Annotated in this window: 9 protein-coding genes; 3 read left to right on the top strand and 6 right to left on the bottom strand. The window is 30.4% G+C overall.

All coding sequences use genetic code 11. The features are described from left to right. The first annotated feature begins 425 nt into the window (after positions 1-425). Together RCH18_RS10050 and RCH18_RS10045 are read left to right on the top strand one after the other, a co-directional pair. On the top strand, positions 426-1,424 hold the full coding sequence (locus tag RCH18_RS10050) for an isoaspartyl peptidase/L-asparaginase family protein (RefSeq protein ID WP_326936624.1): 999 nt from the start codon (positions 426-428) through the stop codon (positions 1,422-1,424). After that, entirely contained in the window at positions 1,425-2,096 is a 672-nt protein-coding gene (locus RCH18_RS10045; RefSeq protein ID WP_326936623.1) for a copper homeostasis protein CutC, read from the top strand. A 233-nt stretch (positions 2,097-2,329) separates the two neighbouring features. Here RCH18_RS10045 and RCH18_RS10040 read toward each other — a convergent pair whose 3' ends face one another. Then, a complete protein-coding gene (locus RCH18_RS10040) occupies positions 2,330-6,595 on the bottom strand; it encodes a choice-of-anchor L domain-containing protein (protein WP_326936622.1) in 4,266 nt (1,421 codons plus the stop codon). A 1,310-nt stretch (positions 6,596-7,905) separates the two neighbouring features. Beyond that, entirely contained in the window at positions 7,906-12,186 is a 4,281-nt protein-coding gene (locus tag RCH18_RS10035) for a T9SS type B sorting domain-containing protein (protein WP_326936621.1), read from the bottom strand. 1,121 nt (positions 12,187-13,307) lie between these two features. Between RCH18_RS10035 and RCH18_RS10030 the strand changes: the two genes are divergently transcribed. Further along, positions 13,308-13,826 carry an SRPBCC family protein gene (locus RCH18_RS10030; RefSeq protein ID WP_326936620.1) on the top strand — a complete coding sequence of 173 codons (519 nt, stop codon included), beginning with the start codon at positions 13,308-13,310 and terminating at the stop codon, positions 13,824-13,826. Positions 13,827-14,305: 479 nt separating this feature from the next. On the opposite strand, the gene RCH18_RS10025 is transcribed toward RCH18_RS10030, so the two are convergent. The 4 genes from RCH18_RS10025 to RCH18_RS10010 all read right to left on the bottom strand — a co-directional run bounded on the left by RCH18_RS10025 (position 14,306) and on the right by RCH18_RS10010 (position 17,117). Next, complete coding sequence (locus RCH18_RS10025; RefSeq protein ID WP_326936619.1) at positions 14,306-14,434, bottom strand: hypothetical protein; 129 nt, start codon at positions 14,432-14,434, stop codon at positions 14,306-14,308. Positions 14,435-14,615: 181 nt separating this feature from the next. Continuing rightward, positions 14,616-15,056 carry an OsmC family protein gene (locus RCH18_RS10020; RefSeq protein ID WP_326936618.1) on the bottom strand — a complete coding sequence of 147 codons (441 nt, stop codon included), beginning with the start codon at positions 15,054-15,056 and terminating at the stop codon, positions 14,616-14,618. A gap of 382 nt (positions 15,057-15,438) precedes the next feature. After that, a complete protein-coding gene (locus tag RCH18_RS10015; RefSeq protein WP_326936617.1) occupies positions 15,439-15,858 on the bottom strand; it encodes a fasciclin domain-containing protein in 420 nt (139 codons plus the stop codon). A gap of 497 nt (positions 15,859-16,355) precedes the next feature. After that, positions 16,356-17,117: an SDR family NAD(P)-dependent oxidoreductase gene (locus RCH18_RS10010; RefSeq protein ID WP_326936616.1), complete on the bottom strand. Its 762-nt coding sequence runs from the start codon at positions 17,115-17,117 to the stop codon at positions 16,356-16,358. Positions 17,118-17,200: the final 83 nt, after the last annotated feature.

Genomic DNA, 17,200 nt, shown 5'->3' with positions numbered 1-17,200 from the left:
GATTAAAACTGTTTTATAACATTTTTAATGAGTCTTGATGTTTTTCTAACACTGATATCTTTTACAAAACAATTGATTTTTTCAATCTATAATTTAGCTGTTACATTAAAATCTCATAAATTATTTTATAAATTGTAAATTATAGAAGTAACGACACTTTTAAACTGTCGTAAAATTTTTAAAATACAAGCTATACTTCAATATTTTACTAGAATAAGAGTAAAATTCTCATTGTATTTGAGGCTGATTGTTTAAATTCGTAACGATTATAAAATCAAATCTGTTACTGAGACCGTTTAAAGTATAAAAATTAAAATTTTTGTTATAGTTCTAAATTATAAAAGAACAAAAGTTAAGTACTAGTTTTATAAAATTATAAGGTATCATTGTCAATTTTAAAATAGTTAAATACAATAAATAGTAATATGAATAACCGTAGAAATTTTATAAAAACAGCGGCGGTTGCCTCAGTAGCTGTGGCGCTGCAATCTTTTACTGGAAAACCAAAGGAAGAGTCAATCAATGATTTAACAAAAAAAATTAATAAACCTATAGTGCTTTCTACTTGGAACTTTGGATTGCAAGCCAATGAAGCTGCCTGGGAGATATTAAAAAATAAAGGACGTGCTCTGGATGCTGTAGAAGCTGGAGTAAAAATTCCTGAAGGTGATCCAAAGGAGCGAAGCGTAGGTTATGGTGGAAGACCCGATAGAGATGGTCATGTCACACTTGACGCTTGTATTATGGATGAGCAGGCTAATATTGGTGCTGTTGCTTGTTTAGAAAATATAAAACATCCTATTTCTGTCGCACGTGCTGTGATGGAAAAAACACCTCACGTTATGTTAGTAGGCGAGGGTGCACTACAATTTGCAGTAGCGCAAGGATTTAAAGAGGAAAATTTATTGACTGAAGAGTCTGAGAAAGAGTGGAAAGAGTGGCTAAAAACCAGCCAATACAAACCGATTGCTAATATTGAAAATCATGATACCATTGGGATGATTGCTTTAGATGCTGATGGAAATCTTTCGGGAGCTTGCACTACCAGCGGAATGGCTTTTAAAATGCGAGGTCGTCTTGGAGATTCTCCTATTATAGGTGCGGGATTATTTGTGGATAATGAAATTGGTGCCGCTACCGCGACCGGTCACGGCGAAGAAGTAATTAGGATTTCAGGTTGTCATTTAGTGGTTGAATTGATGCGTCAAGGAAAATCACCTCAAAAAGCGTGTGAAGAAGCTGTATCTCGTATTATTAAATTAACTAAAAACAGAAATAAAGATTTAAAAGATATACAAGTAGGGTTTATCGCTTTGAACAAAAAAGGAGAATACGGATCGTATTGCATACAAGGCGGTTTTAATTATGCCGTTTATGACGACACGGGCAACCGATTAATTGATGCTAATTATTTTTTAAAGTAAATGGAAATATATAAATTAGAAATTGCCTGTTTTAACCTAAAATCTGCAATTATTGCCCAAAAGAATGGCGCTGATAGAATAGAATTGTGTGCCAATATGGAAGATGGTGGAACAACACCAGATTTTAAAATTACCGAACAAGCTCGTAACGAGTTAGATATCGATTTGAATATCATGATTCGTCCTCGTGGCGGAGATTTCGTTTACACAGACGCTGAATTCGAACAGATGAAAAGTGAGATAAATACATTCAAACAATTAAATGTTGATGGTTTTGTTTTCGGCATTTTAGATAAAGAAGGAAATATAAATTCCATTCAAAATACAGAATTAATAAAACTAGCTAGCCCAATCCCATGCACCTTTCATCGCGCTTTTGATGTTGTAAATGACGTTTATAAATCACTTGAAATTGTAATCGAATGTGGTTTTAAAACAATACTGACTTCTGGGCAAGAAAAGAATGTAGTAGAAGGAATTGATGTTTTAGCAGAATTAGTCAAAAAAGCGAACAACAGAATTGTGATTATGCTGGGAGGTGGGTTACGTTCAACTAATATTGATTTAATAAGAGAAAAAACAAAGGCTCTATTTTATCATTCTTCAGCTATTACTCAGGCGGGCGAAATAGCGAATGGTGATGAAATTAAAAAATTAAAAAACAGGTGCTAATAGGATTACAGGCGAGTAAAATAAGACGAGAAATAATTGATTATTCATTATCAATTATTTATCTTCTTTAGTTTAAATAATCTTAGCGTTTTAAAGAAAAATGAGCTTTAAATATTTTGAAGATTCTTTTTCTTCATAATTTACAGTAAACAATAATTAGTAGCCACTAAATCCTGTCCGTTTAGCGTCCCGTCCCAGCCTTTTTTGGACGGCGTTATCTAGTTTAAATAATCTTAGCGTTTTAAAGAAAAATGAGCTTTAAATATTTTTGAAGATTCTTTTTCATCATAATTTACAGTAAACCAATAATCAGTAGCCAATAAATCCTGTCCGTTTAGCGTCCCGTCCCAGCCTCTTTTGGATGGAGTTATTTGCGTAATTAACTTTCCAAAACGATCAAATATTGAAATTATAGCATTTGGATTAGTCGATAGTAAATGCGATATATTCCACGTTTCGTTTGCTCCGTCTCCATTAGGAGTAAAAAATTTCGGATAATTTATGATTACTACATTAATAGGTGCAGGGTTACAATATCCACTTTTATCATTAACAGAAATGAGATGCTCACCAGCAAGAACATTATGAAATTGATTACTTTCCTGATAGGGGTCATCATCAAGTTTATATTCGAATTGCCCCGAACCTACACCAAGTATATTGACTTTGATGTAAGTAGGATCATTAAAATGATCACTACTACTAATTTCTAGATAAGGGCTGTATTTTATTACTTTAGTGGATACAGTGTACGAACAATTAGTCTTAATATTTGTAACTTTTACTTTGTATTCACCCGTTTTAGTTGTTGAAATCGCTGCTGTATCTCCACCAAAAACAACACCGTCATGCCACCATTCAAATTTGTATTGTCCTGCTGAGATTTTAATGGCGATGTTTGCAGGATTAAGTAATTTTCCAGTCTTATAATCTTCACAGATGAAATATTCAGGCTCTAATTTAGGATCTGATCTTAAATATACAGCTAATTTTAATTCAACAACAACGAAACAGGAATCAGTAATAGTATTGTTTTCTAAACGAATCCAAACACTTTCAATAAAGGGATTTCTATTGATATATGCTTGGGGATTTTTGATATTGCTAGAATTTGAATCATTAGCTGCAGCAAAAGAATTGTAATACGTTATATTAAAATTCGAATGCAACCCTTGTCCGTTCAAAATTTGGTTTCTTATAGCTAAAGTTGTCAAATCAAATTGTGCGACACCATCATTTGCGCCATATTCGTCACAGATTTCTAAAGGTTTGAGATTGTTTACGATAGGTTTTGGAGCCACTGTAATGCTAAATGATTTTTCGTCAGTACAATTTAATCGATTTCCAGATTCATAATAAATATAATATTTTGGTAATACTGTCGCAGTTGTTACCTTCGTCCCAAAAGGGATTATATTACCTGAGCCATAAGGACCTCCTGGAGCATCATAATAAAAATTCTTTGGAGTTGGTAATGCTGGAAAAGTAAAACTTTCACAATAAGATAATTGCGTTGGTACAGGGTCCGTTTCGACTCCGTTGATTTTAATGTCAAAAAAGTTTTCACTGTTGCAAGCGGCATCATTAACGTTAGCGGCGTAAATATAAATTCTTTTGCTAATTTTTATACGAGTTCCAGCCGCAATAGGTTTAACACCGTTTGGTTCTTCATAATAATTCCCATTAGTTAAAGGAGTTAAAACATAAGAATTACATTGATCGATGTTAGATCTTGAATCTATAAGTGCTTTTTTATAAATTGTTATAAGCCAAGGTTTTTCATTATAACAATTCGCTAACGTTGTTGATGGTTTATAGATATAAATTGTGGCAGTTTTAGTCACAGCACTATTAGGAAGTAGTTTTTTATTACCCGCCTTTGATGGTCCTCCAGGTAACGTATAATACTCACCATTTTCTGCTTGATTTGGCAACAAAAATCGCTCACATCTAAACACATTTTCTGGTGTTGAAAGAAAAGGCGCATTAATAGTAATGGTAAAAAAATCATCATCTGTCACATTAGGTGTTCCTGAATTAGGAACATAACTATAAATAGTTGTGTTTTTTGTGATTATTCCAGCTTTAATAATATTCCCTTCACCATTGGGTGCGTCGCGATATTCTCCTATAGGAGCGGGTGGTAATGTGTAGGATATGCAGACATTTTCATTTTTTATTCCCACTGTGTTGATGTATACTGTAAAAACAGTATCTGGAGTTCTACATATATTATTAGTAGCATAAACATATAGTTTTGTGGTAGTTGTTATTGGCGAAGTGGCAGGCGTATATATTTTAGTAACAGCATCATAAGTGTAATAATTACCAACACTTAAAGGCGGTAAAGTATAGGAAGTACTTTCAAAAACATTTGCAATGGGTAAAACTTTTGGTGTTTGATATATAGTGATATTGAATTTCCCTTCTAAAACGCAAGGATTAGTAATTTCTGTTGAATTGAAATAAGTATGGACAGTTGTTAATCCTAATGTTCGTATTGTTGATCCTGCTGCAATTTCTACTCCACCTCCAGTTGGGCCACCTGATCTAGTATAATATCGAATACTATAATTTGTTTTAGGTACGTAATATTTATCACATGAAAATTTATCTACTTGATTGAGATGCACTTGTTTTACAATTACTACTTTAAAACTACTTTCAGATGAACAACTAGGTGTGCCAGATGTTTCATGGTATATATAAATAGTTTTCTCAGTTGAAATGACATCTCCAGCATTGAGAATTGGTAATTCTTTATTAGGTCCACTGTAATAATTACCAGGATGTTCTAATGGAAGAAGTGTATAACTAGTACAAACGTATTGATCATCAAATACATCAATGATTGGTTTTGGTATAACAGTTAAATCAAAATTTGTAATAGTATAGCATAATTTATCTGTTAAGTTTTGGATACGAGCGAATATAGTAGTGCTTTTAGAAGAATAAGGTTTATTGCTATCAATTGGATTTTTAGCTGTTTCAGCATCGGTATTGTTTTTATAATAACTGACATGATACATACCAGCAGTTTGCGAACCTAATATCGTTGCAGTTACAGTGGCAATATTAAAACTTGCCATTTCTGGATTAGAAGTATCTTCACACAAAAATAAGGTTGCTGGTGTATGAGCTATTGGAGGTGCAGTCTTATGTAACTCAAATGATTTAGTAGTTATACATTTAGTTATAGTATTTTGAAAACGAATCCACACTGTTAGTGGTAAATTACTATTCACAACACTATAATTATTGTTAAGTGGATTATTATTAACAAGAGCATCTAATTTTGAACTGTGATAACTCGTTACCACACCTGCAGTACTAACTATTGGAGTATTATAAGCAAGATCAAAAACGGAAGTAGTGCCAGTGAAATCACATTGATATAAATTAACAGGATTGGGCGTAATAATAGGAGCGTAGTATTCAATTACTATTTCATCAGTAGTTACAACGCAGTTGGATTTGATAATAGTGTAAGTGAGTCCATAAGTTCCGGGTTTATCAACGAGGATATCTGGAGTGTTTCCACCAATTTTTGTTCCGTTTAATGTCCATGCAAAGGTGTATATTGATGAATCTAATCCTGAGGTTAAAAGATGAGTTTCTTGAGCACAAATTGCCGTTTTTGAAGCCACGGTAAGATCTTTTCCCAATACATCCTGTCCTACATTAAAACTATTTGCGCCAAGAAATATAGCTGAATCTGATTTAAAATCCTTTCCGTCAGCAATAACTAACTTAATATGGTAAGTAGTGTTAGGAATTAATGTTGTAGATGATGCACTCATCGACACGGTTTGACCGTTAAAATTAGTGGCAGAATTAGCTGCATTTGAGCCGCCGTTAAAACTCCCAAAATAATTTACATTTTCAGAAGAACAAGAAGAATTATAAAGAGAATTTCTAATAGTTACTACTGAGATGGGATCAGAAGTATCTGGTACAACAGCTAAATTTGTAGTAACTCCAGTAGATTTATTGGTCAAAAGAAATGCAAATGCATCTGAAAACTGACACTGAAAGTTACCGTATTCTTCTGATGCAAATATGAAATTAAAATTAAAATTGGAGGAAAATGGTACAAAGTCAAATTCTAATACTGTTGCATTTGTAGATTTTACTCGTACGCCAGCAGCTAACATAGCCGATTCTAAATCTAGATCTCCACTCCATAGTGTGTTGCCATCACTTAATTCACTTACATTAGGACCCGCTGCTTTTTCTACATTTCCAGTGCTTAGAATTACCCCTCTTGATAGTGGGAAATTACTGTTAGTGTTAGTAAAATAGCCTATACCATTAGTAGATCCAAAATTATTAGTATTGCCTGTTCTCCAGCTGATATTTGATATAGAAACACAATTTTTATTTACTAATACATCAGTAACTAGTTGAGGAACGGTGTACGTTGACGTATTCACTGTAATGGACTGAGAGAAGGATCCCAACCAACAAAGCAATAATACAAAACTAATTTTAGCTCTCATCGATTTATAAGTTGTTTGCAAGTATCAAACTTTATATTAATTTAAATAAAAGTTGAATACGTGATAAAAATAATGAAAATAGATTATCAGTAGTTTGTAAACATATTAAATATTATCGACCAAGAGTAAATATTATCGATGAAATACACTAATTATTCAAAAATAAAAATAAATATAAGTTATTTCAACTATTTTTATATTTATTTTTTTTATCATTTAATTATTGATAGCAGTTTAGCAAAAGTGTCTATTATTTTTTAATCAATAAATCTAATTACAGAATTAAAAGAAAAATAGGTCATTATTATAATTATCTAAGCCATATAAGTTTTAAATATAATCTTTAATCTAGGTCATAATAAATGAAATTGTTTTTGGTCAAATTAAAGCATTATGAGTATATACGCTAAAAAAGTTGAATGCATCGATGAGTTGTTCCAATAACTTAATTTACCTAATCCTTAAAGATTAGTTATACTAATTATTTGGTGCGCAATCTTGAAATAATGATATTATCACACTAACTGAAAATGTAAAGTTATTTTTTGGTAGATAGGGTAAATATGTGATCAAAAGCAGTTGAGCAGATATAATTATAAATAAATAACGATAAATCTTAAGCTAAAAAATTTATGTGGTTATACTTAAATTATACTCTAATATAAAATTTTTTAGAGGTATTAGTATTGACTAAAAAAGGAAATTTATTAATACTGAATAATTAAAGTTGGAAATTTATCGCTCTTTAATCTTAAAAGCAATAGCTAAAATTTAGCGTATTTATTTTGATTATCTATAAAATTGATAATGTTGGCTTTAAAATTTTTAAAAATAAAAAAAGCAAGTCTAATTTATATTTTTAGAATTGATCAAAATGAATAATACCAATAGCAATAGCATATTAGCTTCTGCAAGATCATTAGGAAGAACTAATAAAAAAAAATAAGATGTAAGTTTGTTTTTATCGATAATTGGGTAAAATCTAACAATACTAATATCTCGTTCTCAATTTGAAATAGTTAACTAATGGAGCGTACTTGTGTTTGTTTGCAATTATTTAATCAGTTATGGGAATTTTAGAAATGAAACTAATTCGAGACTAAATAAATTGCAGTAAAATGTTTTATATCAATTTAATAGGCTAACGATAACTCTCTTTTTTCTACTAAAAAGCAATTGAAAAAATGCTTATATAATTGCAAATAAGAAGTAGTAAATACTATTATTTAAAATATAAACTTGAATTACTATTTTATTAAAATGAGCATAGGATTTTCGATTAAAAAATCCAATGCTCATTTTGCTTATTTTTATCGTTTTAATGAAAAATGTGATTTGTATTCTTTATTCACATCATCTTCAGTGTAGGTGATGGTAAACCAGTAATCATCCGCTGGAAGAGGTATTCCATTTAAAGTTCCATCCCATCCTCTTTTGTCATTAGGTCGTATTTCTTTTAATAGTTTTCCATATCGATCATATATATATACTTTTAAATTTTGAATAAATGGCAATCCTGATATATTCCAAGTGTCATTTAAGCCATCATCATTAGGAGTAAAAAATTTAGGACTATAGATTAACTGGATTGTTAATGGAATTGTAATGGTTCCACAATTAGAATCGCTCACTATTATGTCGTGAATTCCAGAACTAATATTTGTAAATATATTTGATACTTGCGGTGTTCCTCCATCTAGTGAATATAGAAAATTAGTTCCATTACCCACAAAAGGGACAGCATTTACAGTTATAGTTTGCTGATCAGTAAACCAATTACTGCTAGTATAAGTAACAGATTTAGGTATTGCAGATTCTATAATTGTAAATCGTGTAGTAGAGGAGCAACCAGATACCGATAAGTCAGTTATTGTCAATGTATAATCGCCAGCAATAAAAGTGGAGAAGTTTTCATCGGTACTTAATAGAGTGCCATCTTCACTATTCCATTCTATGGCGTACTTCGGTGTGGGAAAATTAATATTAATTAAAGCAGCAGTCTTAATTCCAGTAATGATATCGACACAAATAGCAGGGACATTTAATATTGGCTGAGGTTTATTTAAGATCGTAATTAAAATTGGTTTTTCAATAGGGCAAATTACAGTTGAATTAGTTCCAGTTTCAGCATAAGCGTAAATAGTAGTAGATGTAGTTATAAGATCTCCTGGAAATCTTTCCGTATTAATAACAGATGGTCCTCCTTGATTTACAAAATATTGATTTACAGGGAATAAATATGGCGGAAGTGTATAGTATTCGCATCTTGTTACAGGAGCAATATCAGGTATAACTGGGCTATTGTAAATAGTTATAGTAAATTCGTCTTCATCTACACAGCTAAGTCTGTTATTATTTGAATAATAGACATAAAGTGTTGTTGTAGAGCTTATAAGAGAATATGGAGACAATGGCGTTCCTGTCCCATCGGGGCCATTAGGAGCTGTGTAATAAGTACCCATACCTACTATTGGAGGCAGTACAAAGTTATTGCATGCATATTTATCCTCAATATCATTCACAAGAGTAATGGACACATCTATACTATATTCAGAAATACAATTGTTTGGATCATCAGCTTTTGCATAAACATAAATTGTTTTTGAACTGTTTATGATAGTACCAGGAATTAGAATAGGATTTGTAGGCGATGGACCTCCTGAGAATTCATAATATTCTCCATTAATTAAATCATCTAAAACATAGCTTTGTCCACATTGAACAACTTCGATTGGTCTAGCGTCAATTGGTGGTGATTGATTAATAGTTATAATAAAATCTTCTTCAACATAACAAGTTCCTGTTGCAAATTTGTCAAAAAAATATATTTTTTGTGTACTTGTAATTGGGAAACCTACTTCACGAAGTTGACCTGTTCCTAACGGTCCTGTAAAATAATTGCCTGAATGATCGACTGGAGGTAAATAATAAACATCACACTGTGGTTCAGTGTCAAGCATTTCAGGTAATGGTGGAATCTTTACTGTAATTGTAAAGTTTAAATTATTGGTACAATATTCTCCAGAAACATAAAACCATAGTGTCGTTGTTGTATTTATTAGTCTACCAGCAGGTACAGAAATTCCACCACCTGAAGGAGCAGTTCTATATTCGCCAACCGTTAAAACAGGTAACCTATAAGCAGAGCAAGAGTCTTTGTTTTCAGGAGGCATTATGCTAGCAAGACCAATAAAAACTTTAAATGACTTTTCTGAAATACAATTTATTAACGGAGTATTTGATTCCTTATACACATATATTAAGGTTGTTGTGCTAATGGATTCACCGGGCAATATTTTACGTCCATTTTTATTTGATTCAGTATAATAAGTTCCCCCATTATCATCTTGAGGTACAGTATAAGAGGTGCATCTAAATTCATTTGAATAAGAGGGTAAGTCTACAAAAGGAATAATTGTGATATTAAATTGTTTTTCCTGCTGACAAGAAGGTGTAACTGTTTTGTCTTCAGTCCACACATAAATAGTGTTTAATCCAGCTGTTGTCATTTTATCTCCAGAGTTCAGCTGAACATTTCCTGGGGTGCTAGTGCCTTCGCTTTGTGTATAATAATTGCCATAAGGCAAAGCGGGAAGCTCGTATTGTGTACAATACGAACCTGAAGAAGGCGTAATGCTATCTAAATCTATAATTGTGACTTTAAATGCATCTTGATTAGTGCAAACTCCTGATTTATTATAAATGTACAAAGTTTTGCTTTCAGAAATGAGAGCACCTTCTGCGATTATTATTCCTGCACCATCTGGTAAAGTCCGATATTCAGATCCAAGGTTTATTAACTGTGGTAACTTATATGAAGTGCAGGCATATACATCTGGTAAAATATCTACTTTAGGAATTGGAGTTACGATCAAATTGATCTTAGTTATAATATAACACTCTGTATTAGAAACGTTTTGTACTCGCACCCATAAAGTAGCACTAGGAGACAATAATCGATTGCCTGAACTTAAATTTATAGTATTGGAATTGTTATTTGCTGCAATTTCTGATGGATGGAATGATATTTTATTATATGTAGAACTACTCGATCCTAAAACAGCAGCGATTTGTGAAGTCAAGATAAAATTTGCTCTTAAAGGACTATCTGTTAGATTTCTAGCGCACAATATAATGTCTTCTGGCACAGTTGCTATGACTGGTGCATTTACAATAATTAACCGGAAAGATTTTATTTCACTGCACGATGTTATTGTGTTTTCAATTCTTACAAATATTTGTTTATTACTTTCGGTATTTGAAATGATAAGTTCATTTGGTAATGCATTATAATTATCTTTTGCGTCCGAGTCAGTAAAGTGATAAGTGATAATGGTTGTTGAAGGTAGATCATCAAGAATACCACTTGGAGTGGTAGCCTGATTTATACCTGCTTTAATTATCTTAGTGTTTTTATCAAGATCAAATTTGTAAGTTGATTCTTCAGAATTACAAGCATATATGTTTGGTACAGTATTTAACACTCTGATTTTAGGATAAATTTCAACAATAATTTCATCAGTAACTTCAATACAATCAGGTTCTTTATAGGTTACGCTGAATTTATTCACGCCAGAGCTAATTAAAGGCACAATAGTGTTTAAATTTAAGGTCTCTGATGTTTGTGCAGGTGTAAATGCAACTCCTTGTTTTTTCCAAACAAATGTAGTTCCCGGACTTAAACCAGTTGCAGACAATATTGGTAATGTACTTCCAGGACAAATTGCTGTGCCATTTTCAGCGCTATAGTCTTGACCTAAAATATATTGACCTATATTTAAACTATTCGCTTCTAAAAATATAGCGGAATCATTTTTAGTATTACCTCCTCCATCAGCAATTACAATTTTAATTCGATACACATGATTAATATCTAAATTATTGGCCGAAGCCACCATTGCAACTGTCTGGCCATTAAAATTAATAGCTGGACCAAATCCACTTCCATTAAAACTTCCAAAATAATTTTGATTAGCAGATGGGCAATCCCGATTATAGGTATCATCTCTTATGGTTGCAACTGAAACAGGTATACTTGTAAATGGTATTACTGCCAAGTTTTTGTTACTGCTAGAAGCTGTCAAGTCTTTCAAAAGAAATGCAAAAGCATCAGAAAAATCACACTGAGAAGTACCATACTCCTCCGATGCAAAAATAAAGTTAAAATTAAAATTAGGTGTTTTAGGTTGAAAATCAAATTCAATATAACTTGCATTTATTGAATTAATTGAAATGTTATTTTGCGCAAGCAAGACATTCTCCAAATCTGTGTCGCCAAGCCAAGCAGAGATACCATCGCTTAATACGTTAATGTTTGGCCCTGGACTTCTTGTAACATCTCCTGTACTTAGCACTACTCCGCTTGCAAAGGGAAAGTTAGTAGTTGTGCGTTCAAAATAGCCTATTCCATTTGAAGAACCATAATTAGTTCCTGTCCTCGACTTTACATTTTTTCCTTGTACACAAGGAGAATTAACCAATACTTTATTTATCAATTCATCTGCAGTATAAATAGTGGTATCTACTGTTAATGCTTGAGAATAACCGTTATAAAAAAATATAAAAAAAATGTAAACTACTGCTTTTTTCATTTAAAAATTATTGTTGTTAACAGGATCAATATTTATTTAAGATTCAAATAACTATCATAAGTTACGAAAAAAAATTAATAAACATGCATTGTTATTTGCAAAACGACTTTTTTATCTTATTAGTGTTTCAATAAGTAATTTTATCTTTTTTTATTTTCTTTAATGAGTTAAAATTATGTTCACATTTTAAATTTTTTTTGACTACCGTACTAATAATACTTAAACATTCTGTTTAGAAAGGTAATAAGGTGTTGTTTGTTAATGGTTAACAGTAATTTAGATTTTAATACATACACACGAACTTTATAGATACTATTATAATAGTTATATTGCCATTAACGAATTAGTAAAATATTCCTGCAGTATTACAAATTAAGATCGGAAATTGTTTAACTGAAAATCTTATTTAGGTGACCTGTCTTCAAGTAGTCTTTGGATTTAAAATAACAATAATTCGGATAACTAATATTTAGATTTTGTTCGAAAAATAAAAGATTAAACTAAGATAAGTTTCGTGATTTCATCTTGAAGTATGGGGACAGAAGATCAAGAAATAATAATTTACTTTTCTTTTTTTGTACTTATAAAGTACCCCATTTAGTTCCTGATAGAAATAATCAATTAGGATTTATTATGGATAAAATAGTAAAATTTTTTCGCTCACATCAAAAGACAATTAATTTAAAAACTTGTTAATTTATTTTGGTCAGTTAGTCAGTTAATTAAGCTATTGGCGCACTATCTAAAAATATCTATTACTAATATGCTGATTTCCTTTATGCTAATTTCTATAGGACTCGGTTTATTGACGACAAATAAAATTTTAACCACAATCAGTTTTTTTTATTGATGCACAAAAAATTTGTTAAAATAACGGCGATATGTATTCTTATTGTATTGACTATGGAGCGAAACAAAATAAGATGTCATTTAGTGAATCAATTAATTTTACTTTGCTTAAAAGTTGATATTTTTTAACTACCGCAATTATAAACGGTTAGTTGAAAAATAAAAGAACATACAGAATAAAATTCGTTTATTTAAGAAATAGGTTATTTGCCACGTAAGTTTTAATTTTTAAATCAAAAATGAAATGAATTGCGTACTTTTATAAAAAAAATATGACTGTAATTTTAATAATAGCCATCGCCGTAATTGTGTTAGGGTCTTATTTAAAGAATGATTATTTAATTGTTAGAGAGATAAGAATTAATAAACCAAAACAACAAATTTTTAATTACATAAAACTTCTTAGAAATCAAAATGAGTATAGTTATTATAATAGAAAAGATCCAAATGCAGTAAAGTCCTATTCTGGAATTGATGGTGAAGTTGGTTTTACTTATTCATGGAGTAGCAAAATAAATAGTATCGGTACAGGCACCCAAACAATATCAAAAATAGTAGAAGGAGAAGAAATGTGCTGTAATATAAAATTTACAAAACCATTACCCTTAAAGTCAATTGCTATAATTGCATTGACAGCAATTAATGAAAACGAAACTAAAGTGACGTGGACTTTTAGTAGTTTTTATAATTTTCCACTAAATATTATAATTTACTTTGTAGATCTTGAAAAATTAATAGGTGAAGATATTGCAAGTAGTTTAGTAACATTAAAAGAAAATCTTGAACGATAATTTTTTTAAATGAAACTTTTAATGTGCTAAAGTTGTTTTCTTAACTTTAATCAAAAAATTTAAACAGATAATTTCCTACTATTTGGAATCTTTACAAAATATGAAATATTTTTAAAAAAGATAAAGTAGAAAGTATCTGACCATTTAATGTAACGAATAGTAAGCTTTATTGGATCTTATTATTTAGACTATTTCAATTCTTTACACCATATTTAATTTTGTAGTCAAGTGAACTAAAAATGCTCATCAATATTAATTTTCTCTATTATTATAGTTGAACAATTTTATATCTTTCTTTTTAGCATTCTGATTAATTTTAACAAAAAAATCGATATTACACCTAAAATAGCCATGACAAGAATTAAAATGTAATCATCCAAGCGGGTCTGATAAGAGGTGATGTTTTTACTCACTTAAAGCAATAACAGAAAATGGAGATCAAATTCAGCTTTTAAATAATCTATTTACTTTTTTAATTTTTAATTTTTCGTTTTTTTAGGAACACAGTTTGGCACTTTTTTACCATCTTTAGTTTTTATTCCTAATTGATGATACCCTTTCCAGCAAGGATCTTCTTCTTTATTATCTTTCTTATTTTCTTTTTTCATGTTTATTTTTTTTAAAGTGTAGTTGATAGCGATAAATTCTTTTTAATTAATGTTACCAACGTATTTCATTTGGTTCATAACATAATGATTCCCTTTGTTAAATTTTAAATTCAAATAATTCAGCTTGTAAAATAAGCTAGATTTTACTACAATAATTATTTTGCAAGGAATAAAGTTTTAATTAAGAAGAGATTATAATTTCAGGTTCCACTATTATAGTTGATTTTACAGAATTTGAAATCAAACAATTTTTCTCGCTCATTTCTATAACTCGCAACGCTTTATCAGATTCTTCGGCATTAGCAATGGTTAAGATGATTTTTAATTTTATTTCAGTTACCGTAAACGTTTCATCGCTTTTTTTTACAATACCAATAGCATTAGATTTATAGCTTTCATATTCCAATTCAGAATTTTCGGCAATGGCAAAAAAAGTATTCATGATGCAACTATTAACGGCCGCAATAAATAGATGTTCAGGTGACCAAATATTTGGTTCTCCTTTTGGAAAATCAGGTGGCGTTGCAATTTCTATTTTTTGGTGTAAAACGGGTGACGAAATTATTCCTTTTCTATCCTCTGTCCATTCGACATTGACTTCATATTGATGATTGTTTTCCATTGTATTTATGTATTTAGAAGTTTTAAATTAAAGTTATCGTTTTATAAAAAAAGGATTAAAATAGGTTTAGATAAATTTTTTCTTATTTCAGGGAATTATTAACTTTTTAGTCAAGATTCATTGTTTTCCACTAATACTAGATCCTTTTTAAAAACATACGCTTTTAGGTTTAATATTTTATTGCAGTAATGTGAATTACTGATAAATAAATTAGTATAAAATTAATTAAGAGTTATATCTTTAAAAAAATTATAAAATAGCTCCCTCGCTAAATTCTGAATTTTAGTGCATTAATTAATTTATTTTTAAAAGAAAAGTGTTAATTTTAATATACAAAAAATAAAACCTCACATGAGTAAGGTTTTATTTTTAATTAAGAAATTTAATCTTTTGGCATTAATACTTGATCAATAACATGAATGACTCCATTTGATGCCATGATATCTGCAGATGTAACATTAGCGTCTCCTATTGTTACTTTTCCATCCTTTATCTTTACATGTAGATTACTTCCTTCAACTGTTGTCAATTCTTGGCCATCTTTTAAATCAGCTGCATTCATTTTACCACTTACTACATGATAAGTCAAAATCTTAGTAAGTTTTGATTTATTTTCTGGCTTTAATAATTCATCAACATCTGACTGAATAGCAGCAAAAGCTGCATCAGTAGGAGCAAAAACAGTAAATGGACCCTCTCCCTGTAAAGTTTCGACTAATCCAGCTGCTTGAACTGCTGCAGCTAATGTTTTTGCTGATGTTGTAGCTATTGCTACAATGTCATTTTGCATTTCATTTTCCATTTTATAATTGATTTATTTAGAAAAAGAATTTTTTCTAATTGTAAAATTCAAAAAAAAATAATAAATATATCTTATAAAATAATGTTTTAAAGTTGCTTATTTCACAGTAATGTTTAATGATCATAAAGTTTTACTATTATGTTTTTAATTTTAAAGTGCAATCATAGATGGGTTAGACAGCCTAAATAATCTAATTTTTTGTGTTAATTTAAATCACAAAGTGAATAATTGTTAATTTTATTAAAATTTATTTAACAATAAAATACTAGTTAATTAAGAATTTCGACACTCACTGTCTAACTAGAAAGATAAACTAAAAAAAACAAGAGTACAATTTCCACTGAATTAAATTTTTTAAAAAATAAAAATAAAATATCGCTATATTAATTTCTAGTTCAAGAAGTACTAATAAATACCGTATGAGTTAAAAAGATCTTGACCATTCAATAATCAATTTATCTTTTAAGCTGACAAGGTGAATAAGTTATCAAATTTTATTATTGAGCTGACAAACCACCATCTATAATTTGAGTGGTTCCTGTAATAAATTGACTGTCATCACTTGCGAGAAATAGAACTAATTTGGCAATTTCTTCAGGTTCGGCATAACGTTTTAGTGGTATAGTTGCTTCAAAATCGCGTTGTGCTTTTTCTGCGTTACCAGATGAAACACCATCTTCAATAGAGCGCATCATTCTACTATTCACAGGGGACGGATTTACCGTATTTACTCGAATTTTCCTTGGTGCTACCTCAATAGCTGCACTTCTCATAATTCCTATAATGGCATGTTTACTAATAATATAAGCACTCATATTGCCCGATCCTAAAATTCCTGCAACAGATGAAGTCATGATGATGCTTCCTCCATCTTTCATGTGAGGGATCGCATATTTATTTCCTAACCACATACCCTTGACATTAATAGCAATAACTTTATCAAAAATTTCTTCAGGATAATCTACTATTGGCTTCACGGCGCCTTCAATTCCAGCATTGTTAAAAAAAATATCAATTTCTCCAAATATTTTAACTGTTTCATCAATGTAATGTTGAACCTCGGGAGCTTTAGTTACATCGGCAACACAATATTTAACGTGTTCACTGTTCAACTCTTTTGTATTTTTTTCAAGGGACTCGCCGTCAAGGTCAACTAACATCACTTTAGCTCCTTCATCTAAAAATAGTTTGGCAGTGATTTTTCCAATACTACCAGCTCCACCAGTTATTATTGCTACTTTATCTTGTAATTTTTTCATTTTCCTTAGTTTTGTAAATTTTTATATCCTTTTGATTTTCATTATCGAATATTACCTTTTGTAAAATATATTTCTATCTAAAA

It is taken from the genome of Flavobacterium sp. PL11 (genome assembly GCF_035985025.1).
Taxonomy (GTDB): domain Bacteria; phylum Bacteroidota; class Bacteroidia; order Flavobacteriales; family Flavobacteriaceae; genus Flavobacterium.
Note: the sequence above shows the minus strand (reverse complement) of the source record. Positions and strands in the feature narration are given on the sequence as shown.

Bases quoted from the DNA above. Each gene is read 5' to 3' on its own strand.
- RCH18_RS10050 (WP_326936624.1), top strand. From the start codon at position 426: ATGAATAACCGTAGAAATTTTATAAAAACAGCGGCGGTTGCCTCAGTA.
- RCH18_RS10045 (WP_326936623.1), top strand. From the start codon at position 1,425: ATGGAAATATATAAATTAGAAATTGCCTGTTTTAACCTAAAATCTGCA.
- RCH18_RS10040 (WP_326936622.1), bottom strand. From the start codon at position 6,595: ATGAGAGCTAAAATTAGTTTTGTATTATTGCTTTGTTGGTTGGGATCC.
- RCH18_RS10035 (WP_326936621.1), bottom strand. From the start codon at position 12,186: ATGAAAAAAGCAGTAGTTTACATTTTTTTTATATTTTTTTATAACGGT.
- RCH18_RS10030 (WP_326936620.1), top strand. From the start codon at position 13,308: ATGACTGTAATTTTAATAATAGCCATCGCCGTAATTGTGTTAGGGTCT.
- RCH18_RS10025 (WP_326936619.1), bottom strand. From the start codon at position 14,434: ATGAAAAAAGAAAATAAGAAAGATAATAAAGAAGAAGATCCTTGCTGG.
- RCH18_RS10020 (WP_326936618.1), bottom strand. From the start codon at position 15,056: ATGGAAAACAATCATCAATATGAAGTCAATGTCGAATGGACAGAGGAT.
- RCH18_RS10015 (WP_326936617.1), bottom strand. From the start codon at position 15,858: ATGGAAAATGAAATGCAAAATGACATTGTAGCAATAGCTACAACATCA.
- RCH18_RS10010 (WP_326936616.1), bottom strand. From the start codon at position 17,117: ATGAAAAAATTACAAGATAAAGTAGCAATAATAACTGGTGGAGCTGGT.